13 protein-coding genes and 1 tRNA gene are annotated in these 16625 nt (G+C 30.0%); 10 read left to right on the top strand and 4 right to left on the bottom strand.

The window, feature by feature from the left end; all coding sequences use genetic code 11:
• Nucleotides 1-130 precede the first annotated feature (130 nt).
• The 3 genes from H0I23_RS04585 (at nucleotide 131) to H0I23_RS04575 (ending at nucleotide 4213) form a co-directional block, all read left to right on the top strand.
• The gene (locus H0I23_RS04585) at nucleotides 131-1462 is read left to right on the top strand and encodes a cytochrome ubiquinol oxidase subunit I (RefSeq protein WP_216785283.1); all 1332 of its coding nucleotides are present in this window, start codon (nucleotides 131-133) and stop codon (nucleotides 1460-1462) included.
• 2 nt (nucleotides 1463-1464) lie between these two features.
• A complete protein-coding gene (gene cydB / locus H0I23_RS04580; protein WP_216785282.1) occupies nucleotides 1465-2541 on the top strand; it encodes a cytochrome d ubiquinol oxidase subunit II in 1077 nt (358 codons plus the stop codon).
• Nucleotides 2542-2650: 109 nt separating this feature from the next.
• Entirely contained in the window at nucleotides 2651-4213 is a 1563-nt protein-coding gene (locus tag H0I23_RS04575; RefSeq protein ID WP_216785281.1) for a M28 family peptidase, read from the top strand.
• A gap of 114 nt (nucleotides 4214-4327) precedes the next feature.
• On the opposite strand, the gene H0I23_RS04570 is transcribed toward H0I23_RS04575, so the two are convergent.
• A tRNA-His gene (locus H0I23_RS04570) sits at nucleotides 4328-4403 on the bottom strand.
• 269 nt (nucleotides 4404-4672) lie between these two features.
• Between H0I23_RS04570 and H0I23_RS04565 the strand changes: the two genes are divergently transcribed.
• Both H0I23_RS04565 and H0I23_RS04560 read left to right on the top strand, forming a co-directional pair.
• Nucleotides 4673-6769 carry a tetratricopeptide repeat-containing sensor histidine kinase gene (locus H0I23_RS04565; protein ID WP_216785280.1) on the top strand — a complete coding sequence of 699 codons (2097 nt, stop codon included), beginning with the start codon at nucleotides 4673-4675 and terminating at the stop codon, nucleotides 6767-6769.
• 204 nt (nucleotides 6770-6973) lie between these two features.
• Nucleotides 6974-7804: a sensor histidine kinase KdpD gene (locus tag H0I23_RS04560; RefSeq protein ID WP_216785279.1), complete on the top strand. Its 831-nt coding sequence runs from the start codon at nucleotides 6974-6976 to the stop codon at nucleotides 7802-7804.
• On the opposite strand, the gene bshB1 is transcribed toward H0I23_RS04560, so the two are convergent.
• Genes bshB1 through ccsA form a run of 3 tightly spaced genes read right to left on the bottom strand, consistent with a single transcriptional unit; the run spans nucleotide 7801 to nucleotide 12967 of the window.
• Nucleotides 7801-8520 carry a bacillithiol biosynthesis deacetylase BshB1 gene (gene bshB1 / locus H0I23_RS04555; protein ID WP_216785278.1) on the bottom strand — a complete coding sequence of 240 codons (720 nt, stop codon included), beginning with the start codon at nucleotides 8518-8520 and terminating at the stop codon, nucleotides 7801-7803. The two genes, H0I23_RS04560 and bshB1, sit on opposite strands and share 4 nt — an antisense overlap.
• A 46-nt stretch (nucleotides 8521-8566) precedes the next feature.
• Entirely contained in the window at nucleotides 8567-9718 is a 1152-nt protein-coding gene (locus H0I23_RS04550) for a PLP-dependent aspartate aminotransferase family protein (protein ID WP_216785277.1), read from the bottom strand.
• A 60-nt stretch (nucleotides 9719-9778) separates the two neighbouring features.
• Nucleotides 9779-12967 carry a cytochrome c biogenesis protein CcsA gene (gene ccsA, locus H0I23_RS04545; protein ID WP_216785276.1) on the bottom strand — a complete coding sequence of 1063 codons (3189 nt, stop codon included), beginning with the start codon at nucleotides 12965-12967 and terminating at the stop codon, nucleotides 9779-9781.
• A gap of 127 nt (nucleotides 12968-13094) precedes the next feature.
• Here ccsA and H0I23_RS04540 point away from each other — a divergent pair, with 127 nt between their 5' ends.
• The 5 genes from H0I23_RS04540 to H0I23_RS04520 are packed head-to-tail and all read left to right on the top strand — an operon-like array spanning nucleotide 13095 to nucleotide 16594.
• Nucleotides 13095-13931, top strand: a complete 837-nt coding sequence (locus H0I23_RS04540) for a Rossmann-like and DUF2520 domain-containing protein (RefSeq protein ID WP_371736659.1) — start codon at nucleotides 13095-13097, stop codon at nucleotides 13929-13931.
• Nucleotides 13915-14442 carry an HAD family hydrolase gene (locus tag H0I23_RS04535; protein ID WP_216785275.1) on the top strand — a complete coding sequence of 176 codons (528 nt, stop codon included), beginning with the start codon at nucleotides 13915-13917 and terminating at the stop codon, nucleotides 14440-14442. The genes H0I23_RS04540 and H0I23_RS04535 overlap by 17 nt, the downstream gene beginning before the upstream one ends.
• A 3-nt stretch (nucleotides 14443-14445) precedes the next feature.
• Nucleotides 14446-15033 (top strand): Maf family nucleotide pyrophosphatase, encoded by a 588-nt coding sequence (locus tag H0I23_RS04530; RefSeq protein ID WP_216785274.1) that lies wholly within the window; start codon nucleotides 14446-14448, stop codon nucleotides 15031-15033.
• Nucleotides 15034-15070: 37 nt separating this feature from the next.
• Nucleotides 15071-16021: a septum formation inhibitor Maf gene (locus H0I23_RS04525; RefSeq protein WP_216785273.1), complete on the top strand. Its 951-nt coding sequence runs from the start codon at nucleotides 15071-15073 to the stop codon at nucleotides 16019-16021.
• Nucleotides 16022-16024: 3 nt separating this feature from the next.
• Nucleotides 16025-16594, top strand: a complete 570-nt coding sequence (locus H0I23_RS04520) for a mechanosensitive ion channel domain-containing protein (protein WP_216785272.1) — start codon at nucleotides 16025-16027, stop codon at nucleotides 16592-16594.
• The last annotated feature ends 31 nt before the right edge of the window (nucleotides 16595-16625 follow it).

Genomic DNA, 16625 nt, shown 5'->3' with positions numbered 1-16625 from the left:
ACTAATATCTACAAGCAAAAATGCTTGAGAATAAAAAGTTAACACTTTAAGTAACTAATGTTACCTAATATTAAACCTTTGAGTCGTATTTTTACAAGACTATTTTGCAAATCACTAAAAGTCCAGAATTATGGAAGATATGCTTTTCTACGATAGGATGCAGTTCGCGTTTACGATCACTTTTCATTACTTATTTCCCCAATTAACTATGGGGTTATCTCTTTTGATTGTTTATTTCAAAGGAAAATTTTTATATAACAAAATTGAAAAATATAATGATGCTGCTAAATTTTGGATGAAAATATTCGCCTTAAATTTTGCAATGGGTGTTGTTACAGGTATTCCTATGGAGTTTCAGTTTGGAACCAATTGGGCGAAATTTTCAGAGCTTACAGGTGGTATCATTGGTCAAACTTTGGCCATGGAAGGGATGTTTTCCTTCTTTTTAGAATCTTCTTTTTTAGGACTCTTTATTTTTGGTGAAAAACTATTAGGTCATAAGCTCCATTTTGTAACTGGGTTTCTTGTTTTTTTGGGATCATGGGCTAGTGGTTATTTAATAATCGCAACACATTCGTGGATGCAACATCCGGTAGGTTTTGAAATTTTAGAGAACGGAAAATTTGTACTCACTAATTTTGGTGCTTTATTCTCTAATCCTTGGCTATTACCTTCATATTTACACAACCAATTAGCTTCTTTAATTACCGCATCATTTGTTGTTGCTGCTATTGGCGCCTTTTATATCTTAAATAACAAACACAATGAATTTGGTAAAATATTTGTAAAAACTGGTGTCGGTTTTGGCTTTGTAGCAAGTGTTTTAGTTGCTTTCCCTACGGGAGATTTAGTTGCCAAAAATGTGGTTAAATATCAACCTGTAACTTTTGCAGCTATGGAAGGTATTTTCGAAACGGAAGAAGGCGGTGCCGAAATTGTGTTAATCGGGCAACCTAATACTTTAGAAAAAAAATTGGACAATAAAATTGCTGTTCCTAATATTTTAAGCTTTCTAACCTATCAAAAATGGGATGCTGAAATAAAAGGTTTAAATGAATTTGATGAGAGTGTGCATCCACATAATATACCTGGCTTATACTATGCTTATCATATTATGGTTGGTTTAGGTACTATTTTTATTGGAGTATTATTTTTTGGAGTTGTGCAATTATTTAGAAAAAAACTATACACTACAAAGTGGATTTTATGGTCTTTGGTGTTTTTACTTCCGTTTCCATATATTGCAAATACTATGGGTTGGTATACTGCAGAATTAGGCAGGCAACCATGGCTTGTTTACAACTTATTAAGAACAACAGCTGGTGCATCGCCAACAGTATCTGCAGGTAATACCCTATTTACTTTATTAGGTTTTGTTGCTTTATATCTCTTACTCGGGCTACTCTTTTTATTACTAGCAGGAAAAATAATTAATAAAGGCCCTGAACTTATAAAAGAATAATTATGGAACTATTTTGGTATATTGTTTTAATGACCATGTTAGCTGTTTATGTTATTTTAGATGGTTATGATTTTGGAGCAGGAATTATACATTTATTTTTTGCTAAAACAGAGAAAGATAAAAAAGCTATTACAAATTCTATCGGTCCGTTTTGGGATGCTAATGAGGTTTGGTTAATAGCATCTGGCGGGGTTTTATTCTTCGCTTTTCCTACACTTTATGCATCATCTTTTAGTGGTTTTTATTTACCATTAATTATGATTTTATGGTTGCTTATTTTTAGAGCAATTGGGCTTGAACTTCGTGGTCAAATACACAATAAAATGTGGGAGGTTGTTTGGGATAAAGCTTTTGGAATATCTAGCTTACTACTAGCCTTATTTTTTGGCGTAGCATTAGGTAATATTGTTCGTGGAGTAAATCTAGGTATAGTTACCGACGGAGTATCAACTCAAGAGCCACATTATTTCTTTTTACCGCTATGGAACCCTACTTTTAGCCCACAAGCCGAGCATTTAGGCATATTAGATTGGTTTACAGTTTTACTTGGTATAATCGGAGTTGTTTCTCTAACAATTCACGGAGCTAATTGGATTATTTTCAAAACCAATTCTAATTTAAACACTAAACTACGAAAGGTTATTTTTAACCTTAATTTTGTATTACTCGCATTAATAATTATATCGCTATTTACATGGCACATAATTGAGCCAAAGCCATTTCATAACTTTATTGAAATGCCTTGGTTATGGATATTTCCTTTAATCACTTTTACAGGTTTATTTGGCTTATTTAAAGTAAGATCGTTTAAAAAAGATGGCTTAGGTTTTTTATTCTCTACTTTATTTTTATTTGGCGGACTTACAACTACTGTGGCATCAATATTTCCAAAAGTATTACCCTCTACAAACTCTATCAACCCTAGCTTAACTATTTATAATGTAGCTGCTGATGAGTATGGCCTATCTGTAGGCGTTTATTGGTTTTCAATAGCTGTAGTTTTAGTTATTATTTATATGATTATTCAATATCGTGTATTTAAAGGTAAAATGGATGATGTTGGTTATGGAGAGCATTAATTTTTGCAATAAACTGACAACATAAATTATTCAAGCTTAGATTTTCAAAATCGTACTTAAAAAGTATTTAGTTTTCGTTATTTTTGAAATGACTAAAACATAATTAAAAATGAAAAAAGTAACCTTATTTGCTGCTTTACTTGCTATGGCATGTAATTCATCGCAAAAAACTGTAGGTGATAAATCTACAGAAAACGGCTCTGAAATGGATCCTAAACCATATGCTGAAACTATTACTGAAAATGAATTGAAAGAGCATTTGTATATTTATGCTTCTGATGAATTTGAAGGTAGAGAAACTGGTAAGCCAGGGCAAAAAAAAGCTGTAGAATATTTAGCTGATCAATATAAAAAACTAGGCATTCCTCCTGCTCAAGCAAATGGTGATTATTTTCAAAAAGTACCTTTAACAGTTAGCAAATTACCTGATGGTTCTTTAATATTAAATGGTGAAACTTACGAAAACGGAAATAACATCTTAACCTTTTCTGCTGCTAATGGCACATATTCAGAATTAATATACGCTGGTTTTGGTATAGATGATGAAACATATTCTGATTATAAAAATATTGATGTAAAAGGAAAAGTGGTTTTTGTAAAAGCAGGTGAACCTACAAATGCTGATGGCACTTATAGCGTTACAGGGTCAACTGAAAAATCAGTTTGGAGTAATAGATCTGAATCTGTTACTAAACGTTTTGAAGCCGCTAAAAATAACGGCGCTGCAGGTGTTCTTTATTTTGATGAAAATAATTTTGGGCGTTTTAAAAGTCGTTTTGACTATATGAAAGCTAATGATAGTGGTAGAATGGCTATTAAAGAAGAGAAAAAAGATAACTTCTTTACAATTTTTATTGATGGAAATTTAGCAAATACAATTGTACCTAATATAGCATTAGAGAATACTCCTAAAATTATTAATACTACCATTGATTTTAATATAAAAAGTGCTGATGAAGACGTTGACTCTGAAAATGTAGTTGCTATTCTAAAAGGATCTGAGAAGCCAGAGGAATATTTAGTGATTTCATCTCATTTAGATCATATTGGTGTTACAAAAGATGGTGAAATTAATAACGGAGCTGATGATGACGGCTCAGGAACTGTTGCTTTATTAGAAATCGCTGAAGCCTTTAAAAAAGCTGCTGATGAAGGTAAGGGTCCTAAAAGATCTATTGTTTTTTTACATGTAACTGGTGAAGAAAAAGGTTTATTAGGTTCTCAATATTATTCTGATTTTGACCCTATATTTCCACTTGATCAAACAGTTGCTGATTTAAATATAGACATGATTGGCAGAATAGACCCAAAAAGAGATGGTGACCGTAATTATATTTATTTGATTGGTTCAGATAAGCTGAGTACTGATTTGCACAATGTATCAGAAGAAGTAAATAAAAAGTACATGAATATAGAGTTAGATTATACTTATAATGACGAGAATGATCCTAATAGATTTTATTACAGAAGTGACCATTATAATTTTGTGAAAAATAATATTCCTATCATTTTTTATTTTAATGGTACACATGCAGATTATCATGCTCCTGGTGATACACCTGATAAAATCAACTATGATCTTTTAGAAAACAGAACTCGATTAGTATTTTATACAGGTTGGGAAGTTGCTAATAGAAAAGATAGATTGTTAGTAGACAAAGCCAATAAATAAAAATACTGCTTCAGCTAAAAGGGGGTAATTAGTTTTAGGACTAATTACCCCTTTTTTATATAAAATTAAGGCACAAAAAAAGCCTTATATAGAAATATAAGGCTTTATACTTTTGGGTGGAAGACCGGGTTCGAACCGGCGACCCTCGGTACCACAAACCGATGCTCTAACCAGCTGAGCTACAACCACCATTTGTAAGCGGTTGCAAATTTAGATTTTTAGTTGTTATCTACAAAATAAAATAATCGTTATTTTTAAAATAATTAGCATTTTTTTTAAATAAACTCTATAACAATCATTTAAATAATATTTAAGATCATTAAATTAAAAAAATTGTAATTTTATAACTTCACAAAAAGAAAGGTCTTTCTTTCATATAAAAACTGATTCTCGATTAAATAAACATTTTTTCAGTTGTACAACACATAAATAAGCAGTTTCACAACAGAAATTAGAAGTTTGAAAAATGATCATTTATTTTTATATGATTCAACAAATAATTTAAAACCAAGTATGGTTCGTTTTTTATACTATATATCATACCTTAAAAAAGGCATTGCTTTACTCCTCTTTTTAAGTATTACTACTATTACATTTGCTCAAGAAAAAAAATTAGACAGCTTAAAAGTCGTTCTTAAAAAAATTAAGAATAATAAAACTCCAGAATATATAGATGTTTTAAATAGTATTGGAAAACAATATTATTATGTCAATCTAGATAGTTTAAAATTTTATGGCGAAAAAGCACATAAAATAAGTGCTGAAATACAATATACTAATGGAGAGATAGATGCCTTAATATGTTTAGCCAACTATTACTTTAATTCGGGTAAAGGTGACAAATCTTTAGAACTTTTAAATACTGCTACAATACTTGCTAAAAAATATAACGTAATTGATAGGCATGCTAGCGTTTTAAATTTAATAGGCCTACAAAAAGCTGCTGTAGGAGATTATTCTAGTGCTTTAAAAAATTACTTAAAAGGAATAGAATTAGCAGAAAGTGTAAAAAATATAAAGCTACTCTCCATAATTAACGAAAATGTTGCGCTATTATATTTTAGACAAAAAGATTATGTATTGTCTTTACAATTTCACAAAGAAGTTGAAAAATTTAATACGTTACTTAATGATGAAGTTTTTTCAAGTATGACAGACATTAATATGGCTGAGGCATATTTAAAAAGTAACGATATACAAAATGCTAATAAATACATAAACTCATGTATTGCTGTTTTTGAAAAAAATGAAATTTTAGAATGGTTAGCTTTTGCATATCAAATAAAGGGGCTAGTTTTTTATAAACAAAAAAATTATACAATATCTCTATTCTGGTATACTAAAAGTTTAGATATACATAAAACTATTAATGATGATAGATACAAGGCTGTTTTGTTAAATGACATGTCTGAATCTTATTTACATCTTGAAAACTATATTGAAGCTGAGAAAAAAGCTTTTGAAGCCTTGGAGATAACAACTAGATTAAATTTATTAAATGATGAAATAATAACCTATGAGTTATTATATAAAATTAATAAAGGAAATGGTTTGACTGATAAAGCCTTAAGGTATCATGAAAATTACAAAGTTTTATCTGATTCTATTACAAGAATAGACAACCTAAATAGTTTAGAGGTTTTAAAAGCTAAAAAAGAATTTGAAAAAAAAGAAGAATATCTGATTCTCGAAAATCAAAAAAAAGAAGCCAAACAAAATCTATTTTTAATTATAGCCATAATTGTATTATCTACGCTGGGGCTTTTAATATTTTTGTTAACAAAACAATCAAAAACTCGTAAAACTTTTAACAAACAATTACAAATTAAAACAACTGCTCTTGAAAAAAGAGAAAACGAATTAAATCTCATTAACGCTACAAAAGACAAGTTGTTTTCAATAATTGGTCATGATTTAAGAGGCCCAATAAATGCTTTAGGTAGTGTATTAGGTTTAGTTAAAAATAATGAAATTACAGTTGCTGAGTTTTTTGATTTTACTCCTAAATTAAAGAACGATGTTGATGCTATTTCTTTTACCTTAAACAACCTCTTATCATGGGGTAGAAGTCAAATGTCAGGTTCAGTAACTAATCCAAGTCATATAAATTTATTTGAATTAATAAATAATAATGAAAATTTCTTACGTGAATTAACTTATAATAAATCCATTCACATTAAAAATTATGTTTCGGAAAAGAGTATTGTTTGGGCCGATAAAAATCAGATAGATTTATTAATTAGAAATTTATTGAGTAATGCTATTAAGTTTACCAACGACAAAGGAATTATAACTATAAGCAGTAAAGAAGAAAAAAATTACATCGAAATAGTTATAACAGATAATGGTGTAGGAATGTCTGAGGAAGTTAAAAATAGATTATTTTCATTTGATAATATTTTGGTTACCACCTATGGTACCGCTAATGAAAAAGGTACCGGTTTAGGCCTTCCTTTATGTAAAGAAATGGTTGAGAATAATAACGGTAAAATTTGGGTTGAGAGCAAAATAAATAAAGGTAGTTCGTTTTATTTCAGACTTCCAATTAATAAATAAAACAAATGATTATTCCATGTAATTAGCGATTAAAAAAAAACTTAAAACTACTATTTCTTTTAAGAATTTCTCAAAAATCGCATACTCAAGTAGTACAAATAATAAAAACATGTAATAGAAGTAATACAAATTGAAAATAATTATGAATCTAGTTAAAAAGAGCATATTTTAACATCAAACTAAACATTACTTAAGTAATACTATATGGCTTTAAATGCCTTTGCTTTATTATTATTATTGATTGTAGCAACAATCATTATCTATAAAAAAAACAAAACAATTACAGGCCTTAAAGCACTGCTTCAAGAAAAAAAGATAGCTCTTAAAAGAATTGAAGAAAAAGCTGAAAATGATAAAAAAACACAAGATAAAATCTTTTCAATTATAAGTCATGATTTAAAATCTCCAATAAATGGACTCAAAAGCTTATTGTTACTTCTAAAAAATGGAGATATAGATTCTAATGATTTTTTAAGATTTACACCAAAACTATATAATGATGTTGATGCTATGTCATTTAGCCTAAGTAATCTATTATCATGGAGTAAATCTCAAATGAAAGGTTTTATACATGTTCCTGTAAATTTTAACTTAAGAGAAGAAATACAAGAAACCATTACTTCTTTAAAAGAAAACATTACTAAAAAAAATATCTCTGTTGAAAATTTAGCTCCTGATAGTATCGTAATAAATTGTGATAAAAATCAGTTTAAAATAATTATTAGAAACCTATTACACAATGCTATAAAATTTACAAATTCAAAAGGGAAAATCACCATCAATATTATTGAAGATAATGATTTTTATAAAGTAACTATAACTGATAATGGTGTTGGTATGACTGATGATATTAAAAATAAAATATTCTCTTCAGATAAAAAATATATTACCACTTACGGTACTGCAAATGAAAAAGGAACAGGTATTGGTTTAAAATTATGTAAGCAAATGATTGAACACAATAAAGGCACGTTGAGTGCTGAAACGATTTTAGGCGAAGGAAGTACTTTTTATTTTACTATTCCAAAAAATTAAATCAGATCATCTAATTTATCTACAGCTACAAAACGCTCTACTGTAAAACCTTCTGCATGCTCTACACCTATTAATCTACCCAAATCTCTTGCTCTATAATCTACACTGTCTGTAAAATTCTTACTACTTATAGGTGTTTCTGGCTCATTACTTTTTGGGTCAAAAAACTGCGATGAATATGCCATTATAGCATTTTTCTTTTTTTCTACAAAACCCGTAACATCTAATACAAAATCTGGTTCGATATTTTTCCATTGAATATAATGATAAACATGCTTTGGCCGCCAAGGCTTTTGCGCTTCATTATTTTCGTCTTTTGTTTCAATTTTAATTAACCCGCTTAAAAAACAAGCATCACTTACCAACTTACTACCTTTACCATGATCGATGTGGCGGTCATCAATAGCATTACACAAAACTATTGAAGGTTGATATTTTCTAATCATTTTAATTACCGTTAATTGGTGTTCTTTATCATTAGTAAAAAAACCATCTGCAAACTTCAAGTTTTCTCTTATTGATACTCCCAAAATTTTTGCCGCTAAAGCCGCTTCATTATCTCTAATTTCTGCGCTACCTCTTGTACCTAGTTCTCCCCTAGTTAAATCTATAATACCTACTTTTTTTCCGTTAGCTATTTCTTTTGCTACGGTAGCTCCTGCTCCTAATTCAACATCATCTGGGTGTGCTCCAAAAGCAAGTATATCTAATTTCATAATTATAATTTAAAGGTACAGTTTAGTCGAAACTTGTTATGTAAACTTACTTTTGTTTTGCAATCGCTTGTGCTATATCCGCTATTAAATCTTCTATTTCTTCAATCCCTAAAGAAAAACGAATAAGACCATCTTTTATTCCTTGATTTTCTCTTTCTTCAGGACTTAAAAGTCCGTGAGAAGTTTTAGTTGGTGATAGAATTGTGCTTTCTACTCCAGCAAGACTCATAGATGATTTTACCAATTGTAAATCTTGTTGAAATTTATATGAATCCATTTTTGAATTCAACTCAAAAGAAAGCATTCCTCCAAAACCTTTCATTTGTAATTTTGCTAATTCATGATCTGGGTGACTAGGCAAACCGGGGTAGTAAACAGCTTCTACATCTGTATTTTCATACAAATATTCTGCCATTTTCTGTGCATTTTCGTTCTGTGCTTTTACACGAATTCCCATAGTTTTAATACTACGCTCTAATAACCAAACAGTATAATCACTTAAATTACCACCAAAATTTTTTCCTAATTGAAAGATTCGTTCTATATTTTTTTCAGTGGAAGCGACTGCTCCTGCTAATATATCGGAATGACCTCCCATATATTTTGTTGCACTATGTATAACTATATCTATTCCAAAATCTATCGGGTTTTGATTTACTGGACTAGCAAACGTATTATCTATCATAGTAACTAGATTGTACTTTTTTGCTAGTGCTGTAATAGCTTTCAAGTCTGTTATCGTTAATAACGGGTTTGAAGGTGTTTCTACATAAATAACTTTAGTGTTTTCTTTAATTTTAGCTTCAAAATCTTCTGAATTCAGTCCATCTGTAAAGGAAAATTCTATACCAAATTTTTCAAATTCTTCAGATACTAAATTATAAGTACCACCATATAATGTTTTTTGTAAAACAATATGGTCTCCAGCTTTTAAAAAGGCCATTAATGAATTACTTATTGCAGCCATGCCACTACCAAAAATCAGTGCTGCTTCAGTGTGTTCTAACGCTGCTATTTTTTTTGAAAGAGCTACCTGATTTGGAGTGTTAAAATAACGAGGATATCTCTTTACCTCTACATCATCAAACGCGTAAGATGTACTCATATAAAGTGGTGATACAGCACCTTTAAATTCGGTGTCTTTCAATTCTCCGTAATGAGTACAAATTGTATTGAGTCCTTGTTTTTTATTCTCCATCTAAATCAAATTTAATTTCTCTTATAAACTAAAAATAAGAAAAATGAAACGTATAACAAGCTACTTTTTTGAATAGTACACTTTATATTTCCAAAAGCTTAAAGCTCCTAAAACAATAACTCCAAAAACTGAATAATACACAAATGAAGGTGTAATTACTTGAGCTCCGCTTGCATAACTATGTAACCCAGCAAGGTAAAAGTTAACTCCAAAATAAGTCATCATAATACTTGCAAATGCCGCTACACTTAAAAAGTTAAATATCCATTTACCTCGTAAGCCTGGTACCAAACGCATGTGAATAACAAATGCATACACCATAATAGAAATTAAAGCCCAAGTTTCTTTTGGATCCCATCCCCAATAACGGCCCCAACTTTCGTTTGCCCATTGGCCTCCTAAAAAGTTTCCGATGGTTAACATTACTAAACCTGCTGTTAGTGCTAGTTCATTAACAATGGTAAGCTCTTTTATATTAAGCTCCATTTTCTCTTTATTTTTTTCGTTGGTTAGTAACATTAAAATTAATGAAACAAGACCCAAAATCATTCCCACAGTTAATGGCCCGTAACTACCTACAATTACAGATACGTGTATCATTAACCAATAGCTATCTAATACTGGTTGCAAATTTGCTACTGCCGGATCTACCCAGTTACCATGAGCTATCCATAAAAGCATAGAGGTTACAAAAGCAGTTGCTGCAATAGTTAAATTACTTCGACTACTAAATGCTAAACCTATACCCATTGTTGCCCAAGCAACATACAATATACTCTCATAAGCATCACTCCAAGGTGCATGGCCTGATATATACCATCGTAAAATTAAGCCTAAAGTGTGCAGTACAAATAACACCCAAACTAGAACTTTAAATGTTTTTACGCTTATGCGAAGTCCTTTTCTATCTTTAAATATTTGAAAAATCAGTAGAAAAAACATTAGTAAACCTACTAAAGCATACATTTTATAAAGTCTATTAAAAATATCTATTTTATTATAAAATACTTCAGCATCAATTTTATTGTCAGATGGTAAAACTTCTGATCCGTGGTTTTTCTGATTTTGCTTAAAAGCATCTAATAATTTATCTGCTTGTGTATAATCTCCTGTTTTAACAGCCTTTCTTAAAGTCATTAAATAAAAAGGAACTGCGTTTGTTATAAAGTTGGAATACAAAGAATCATTCACTTGATATTTTTCTGAGCGATACTCTACAGCTGAAATCCATTTATTATTTTCATCATCTAATAATGGGAAAATCTTGATTATTTCACCACCTAATGCTCTATTTAAAAGACCCAATCTTAAATAAGTATCTTTTATATCTTTCTGAAATTTATTTGGGTTTGTTGTAGAAAATGCATCTTGCAAAAATGGATCAAATTTTGACACCCCTTTTTCATTAAAAAAGTCAGTAGCTTTTACATATTTCTGACCACTCTCAACACCTATTATTTTTCGAATACTATCATTCTGACCTTTTTTATCTAACGCTATAAACTCAGTATTATACCATACAGCAGGGTTTAGCATCATTGACAACAATACCTGATCTGAATTTAAATCTTCGTATTTTGATTTAAAACTTAGCTTTCTTAATAATTCTGACGAATAAGTGTTAATTGGCTTCATTCGCCCACCTTCATCTTGTATAATAAGTTTTCCGAAGTTTACAGCATGTTCTTTTATTACTACTGTAGATGCTAAAATAGAATCTACTTGACTCGTAGTTGGACCAGCATTATGTTCGTGACTATCATTATTACTATGACCGTCTTGTGCATTTAAACCAAAACTTAAACTAATTATTAAAGCTAAAGAAGTTATCATTTTCTTTTTCTTTTCATTCAATTTATCCAAAGAAGCCGTTAAATCTTTAAATCTTGTTTTACCGAAAAACATAATTCCCATTAAGCCAATGTATAATAAAAAGTAACCGATATAGGTTATCCAAGTACCATAAAAATCATGATTTACAGATAGGCCCGTACCTTTTTCATCTGGATCGAAATTGGCTTGAAAAAATCGATACCCTTTATGATCTAACACATGATTCATATAAATATCATAATCAAATGGCCTTTCATCTTCGATAGTCACTTTACTCATAAATGAAGAAAAGCCACGCTCTGTTCCAGGATATTTTTCAGCAACAAAATCGTTTAATTTTATTCCGAATGGTAACTCATGTACTTTAGAGCCATAACGTAAAGTAAAGTCTAAACCTGCCAACGTAATTTTATCAGTATACTCCGCAGATCCTTTACCACCCAATATTTTTTGCTGTACTTTTTCTCCGTTTGATTCTATTTCTAAAACTAAAGCGTCTCTAGTTTTTTCATCAACCTTATCTTCATCAACTTTAACAACACCATAAGACCCTTTTATGATAGGATCAGGAATAACAAATTGCATACCTGCTGTATTATATAGCGAACGTAGTAATAAAGTCTGCAAACTATCTTTAATTACTACTCCTTTAAATTGATCTGCCATTCTCATAAAATCACCTTCAAATGGTGATTTTATTTGATACGTACTATCCGTTACTATAATATTTATAGCCCCTTCCGTAGGTTTATTTAATGCAAATAATACATTATGTATGCTAGAAACTTTGCCTTTTTCTATATAATGATCATGTCGTTCACCATCACCTGCTTCTACTATTTTCAGATATTCGTTTCCATTTTCATCAGGTATCAACCCTTTTTCGGCTCCTTCAATAAATTCAACAAATGATATTTTAAAAGGCTGACCGTTAAAATCCATTTTCCAAGGTAAGCTAGATTTCATCCCTTCTGAAGTAACAATAATAGCTTCTTCTAGGGGTTTTCTTGCTCGTTCTCCTCCTCTATCTCCGTCTACATTTACGTTTAAATATGTTATATCTGAATAAAAAACATTTTCAGTAGCTCCTTCTCTAATAGGCATCATACCCTCAAAACTTATATATCGAGTAACAAAAGCTCCTATGATTATTAAAATCCATGAAAGGTGTAAAAACAGAACTGCCCACTTCTCTAGTCTTAACAATTTGTACCTAAACATATTACCAATAAAATTGATAACAAAAAATACCATTATTGCTTCGAACCATGTAGTATTATAAATATAAATTCGAGCTGTATCGGTACTGTATAAGCTTTCTATAAAAGTTCCTATTCCCATAGAAACTGCAAAAACAATAAACAAAACAGACATTAATCGTGTAGAAAAGAAAAACTTTTTAAGAAGTGCTATCATGGATAATTAACCATTTGAATTTCGGTACGCAAAAATAAGCCCTTTTGTTGCTATTACGAAACCATTAACAGTAAAAAGGAATTTTAAGAATGTTAATTATTTCTTATATTTTCAAATCTCTGTTACTTTGAAATCTATTAATTTATCACTAGATTATTTAGAAATAAATGAATCCTGTTTTTTAAAATTTGTACTTTTGAGTATGGTTTCAATTGTACTTATCGGCACGGGGAATATCGCAACACATTTATTCGATACTTTTTCTTTATATGATGCTACACATGTTATACAAGTAGTTGGAAGAAGTCAAGAATCACTTTCTTATTTTTCTGATAAAGTTGATACTCGTTTACTAACTAACCAAATAAAAGAAGCTGATATTTATATTGTTGCTGTTAGTGATGATGCGATACCTGAAGTATCTAAAAAACTAAAGCCTCTAAAAGGTTTAGTCGTTCACACTTCTGGCAGTGTAGCTATGACTGCTTTATTAAGTAATAACATTGGAGTATTTTACCCACTGCAAACTTTTACAAAAGGGAAAAAAGTAAATTTTAAAAACATCCCTATTTGTATAGAAGCAGAAAAAAGTGCGAATTTAAAAACCTTATCAAGCATTGCTGAAGTTATTTCAGACACTGTTTATAATATAACATCTGAACAACGTAAACACTTGCATTTAGCAGCTGTTTTTGTAAATAACTTTACAAATTACATGTACGCAATTGGTAACGATATTTGTGATATTAATAACGTTCCTTTTGATATTTTAAAACCATTAATTAAAGAAACAGCTTTAAAAATTGAAGGGCTCTCCCCTCTTGATGCACAAACGGGACCCGCAAAACGAGACGATATTGAAACTATGCAAAGACATTTAGGACAATTAAAATCTAGAAATCAACAAAAAATATACAAACTACTAAGCGAATCAATTCAAAAAAAGTATGGAAAAAAGTTATAAAGAGTTTTTAAGTAATATTACCACATTTGTTTTTGATGTTGATGGAGTATTTACAGATGGTAGTATTATGATTACCAGTACTGGAGAAATGTTAAGAAAAATGAATATTAAAGATGGTTTTGCACTTAAAACAGCTTTAAATAAAGGTTACAATGTATGTATTATTTCTGGTGGAACAAATGAAGGTGTTAGAGAACGTATGATAAACCTTGGTGTTACTGATATTTATTTGGGTGCTCATCTCAAAACTGAACCTATAAAGGAATATTTGAAAAAGTACAATCTAAAACCTGAGAATGTACTATATATGGGTGATGATTTACCTGATATTCCACCAATGAAATTAATAGGCTTACCTACATGTCCGCAAGATGCCGTACCAGAGGTTAAAGCTGTTAGTCAATATATTTCGCATAAAAAAGGAGGAAAAGGTTGCGTTAGGGATGTTATTGAACAAGTGCTAAAAGTACGCGGTGACTGGTATAAAAATTTTGAGGCTGATAATGCATAACTTATGTGGACAGAAAAATTAAAAAAAATCAATATTATTTTAGCTTCAGGATCGCCTAGAAGAAAACAATTTTTTGAAGACCTAGATGTTGATGTTAAAATAGATGTCAGACCTGTTGATGAAGTTTATCCTGAACATTTAAAAGCTAGTGAAATATCTGACTACTTAGCTATTTTAAAAGCTGCTAATTTCAAAGGTAATATTGATAAAAACGATGTTGTTATAACATCTGATACAGTAGTTTGGCACAATGAAACTTCTTTAGCCAAACCCGCAGATAACGCAGAAGCATTTAAAATGCTTAAAACGCTTTCTGATGATTGGCACGAGGTTATTACATCTGTATGTTTCACCTCTTTTTCTTCTCAAAAAGTGCTTAATAGCACTACTCATGTTAAATTTAAAAAATTAACTGATTCAGAAATCAATTACTATATCGAAACCTACAAACCGTTTGATAAAGCTGGTGGTTATGGTATTCAAGAATGGATTGGATTAATTGCTATTGAAGAAATTAAAGGATCTCATGCTAATGTGGTTGGTTTACCTACCCATTTAGTTCATAAAATGTTAATGACTATGGTTAATTAAGTTTATTGCTTTATTTTTAGAAAAAAGAAAAACAAAAATGAAGAAGGGATTGAAATTTAAGTTTGTACTTGTTTTTTTTATTGGTTTTATCATAACTACCCAGTCATGTAAAAACAATGAAAAACAAAAAGAAAAAATTCTTGTAGAAAACACAACTTTACCAATTGACGTTGAAAAGAAAGAACTACCTAAAGAATTTAAAAAATATTGGTATTCAGGTAATGCCGAAATTACATCTTATACATTAAAACAAGTGAGATATGGTGAAATTAGACCTGGAAGCTCTGTTTTAATATATGTAACAGAGCCTTTTCTAGCAAATAAACAAGTAAAAGCAGATGGTAATAATGCAGATAATATTCCCGTACTTAAACTAAATACTGTTAAAAACTATATTACAGGCATTTATCCCTATTCGATAATGACGAGTACTTTTTACCCCGTACATGATGATAGCCATGCAACAAAGCTATCTTTTTCAGCTCAAGAATGGTGTGGGCATATTTATGCTCAATTAAATAATAGAGAAAAATTTGAGATAGAATCACACTCCTATTTTGAAAGCGAAGCAGATCAAAAATTTGAATTAAATAAAACATATTTAGAAAATGAAATTTGGAATAAAATTAGAATAAATCCTAATAATTTACCTTCAGGTACTATTGAAATTATTCCTTCTTTAGAGTTTCTCAGACAAACTCACAAAGAATTAAAAGAATACACTGCTACTGCTAAATTAGAAGCTAAAAGTGACTTAATACAAACATACATTTTAGATTATCCAGAGTTAGAAAGAACATTAGAAATTGATTTTTCTACTGCTTTTCCACACATTATTGAAGGCTGGAGAGAAACATACCTTAGTGGTCATGGTTCTAGCACCAAATCTATGACGACAACTGCTATTAAAAATAAGTTAATTCTAACACCATATTGGCAACAAAATAAGAATAGTGACTTATTTTTGCGCGATAGTTTAGGGTTATAATTTATGGATGCTTTTTTTTTACACTACAAAGAAGAATTACTTAGTTCGTTAATTACAATTTTTGTTGTTTTAGTACTAAAATTTATTTTTACTAAAGCAGTTCGAAAAGTAGGTAAACTTGGAGATTTCAATAAAGTAAGAACAAATTTAATTGTTAAATATATTTCCATTGCTCTTACTATAATAAGTATTGGTGTTTTTACTTTAATTTGGAGTGTTAACTTTAAAGAAATAGGAGCTCTTTTAGCCTCTGTATTTGCTGTAATTGGTGTTGCGTTATTTGCACAGTGGTCTATACTTAGTAATATCACCGCTGGTGTTATTATTTTCTTTTCATATCCTTTTAAAATTGGTAATACTATTAGAGTATACGATAAAGAAATACAAAGCACTGATAAAAATGGTGAAGAGGTTTTTATAATTGAAGATATACGTGCTTTTCATCTACATCTAAGAAGAAATAATGGAGAAATTTTAACCTACCCAAATAGCTTAATCTTACAAAAAGGCGTATCATTAGTAAACACTTATAGTGAGAATTTAGGACAGGTTTTTGCTGAAAACGAAGATTAAGTTCCTATTAATAAAAAATGTTAAAGAAGTT

Source organism: Cellulophaga sp. HaHaR_3_176, assembly GCF_019021925.1.
Classification (GTDB): Bacteria; Bacteroidota; Bacteroidia; order Flavobacteriales; family Flavobacteriaceae; genus Cellulophaga.
This window is presented reverse-complemented; position numbering and strand designations above follow the sequence as displayed.

What these genes read in the sequence shown, in the direction of transcription:
- H0I23_RS04585 (WP_216785283.1), top strand. Translation starts at nt 131, where the DNA reads ATGGAAGATATGCTTTTCTACGATAGGATGCAGTTCGCGTTTACGATC.
- cydB (WP_216785282.1), top strand. Translation starts at nt 1,465, where the DNA reads ATGGAACTATTTTGGTATATTGTTTTAATGACCATGTTAGCTGTTTAT.
- H0I23_RS04575 (WP_216785281.1), top strand. Translation starts at nt 2,651, where the DNA reads ATGAAAAAAGTAACCTTATTTGCTGCTTTACTTGCTATGGCATGTAAT.
- H0I23_RS04560 (WP_216785279.1), top strand. Translation starts at nt 6,974, where the DNA reads ATGGCTTTAAATGCCTTTGCTTTATTATTATTATTGATTGTAGCAACA.
- bshB1 (WP_216785278.1), bottom strand. Translation starts at nt 8,520, where the DNA reads ATGAAATTAGATATACTTGCTTTTGGAGCACACCCAGATGATGTTGAA.
- H0I23_RS04550 (WP_216785277.1), bottom strand. Translation starts at nt 9,718, where the DNA reads ATGGAGAATAAAAAACAAGGACTCAATACAATTTGTACTCATTACGGA.
- ccsA (WP_216785276.1), bottom strand. Translation starts at nt 12,967, where the DNA reads ATGATAGCACTTCTTAAAAAGTTTTTCTTTTCTACACGATTAATGTCT.
- H0I23_RS04535 (WP_216785275.1), top strand. Translation starts at nt 13,915, where the DNA reads ATGGAAAAAAGTTATAAAGAGTTTTTAAGTAATATTACCACATTTGTT.
- H0I23_RS04530 (WP_216785274.1), top strand. Translation starts at nt 14,446, where the DNA reads ATGTGGACAGAAAAATTAAAAAAAATCAATATTATTTTAGCTTCAGGA.
- H0I23_RS04525 (WP_216785273.1), top strand. Translation starts at nt 15,071, where the DNA reads ATGAAGAAGGGATTGAAATTTAAGTTTGTACTTGTTTTTTTTATTGGT.
- H0I23_RS04520 (WP_216785272.1), top strand. Translation starts at nt 16,025, where the DNA reads ATGGATGCTTTTTTTTTACACTACAAAGAAGAATTACTTAGTTCGTTA.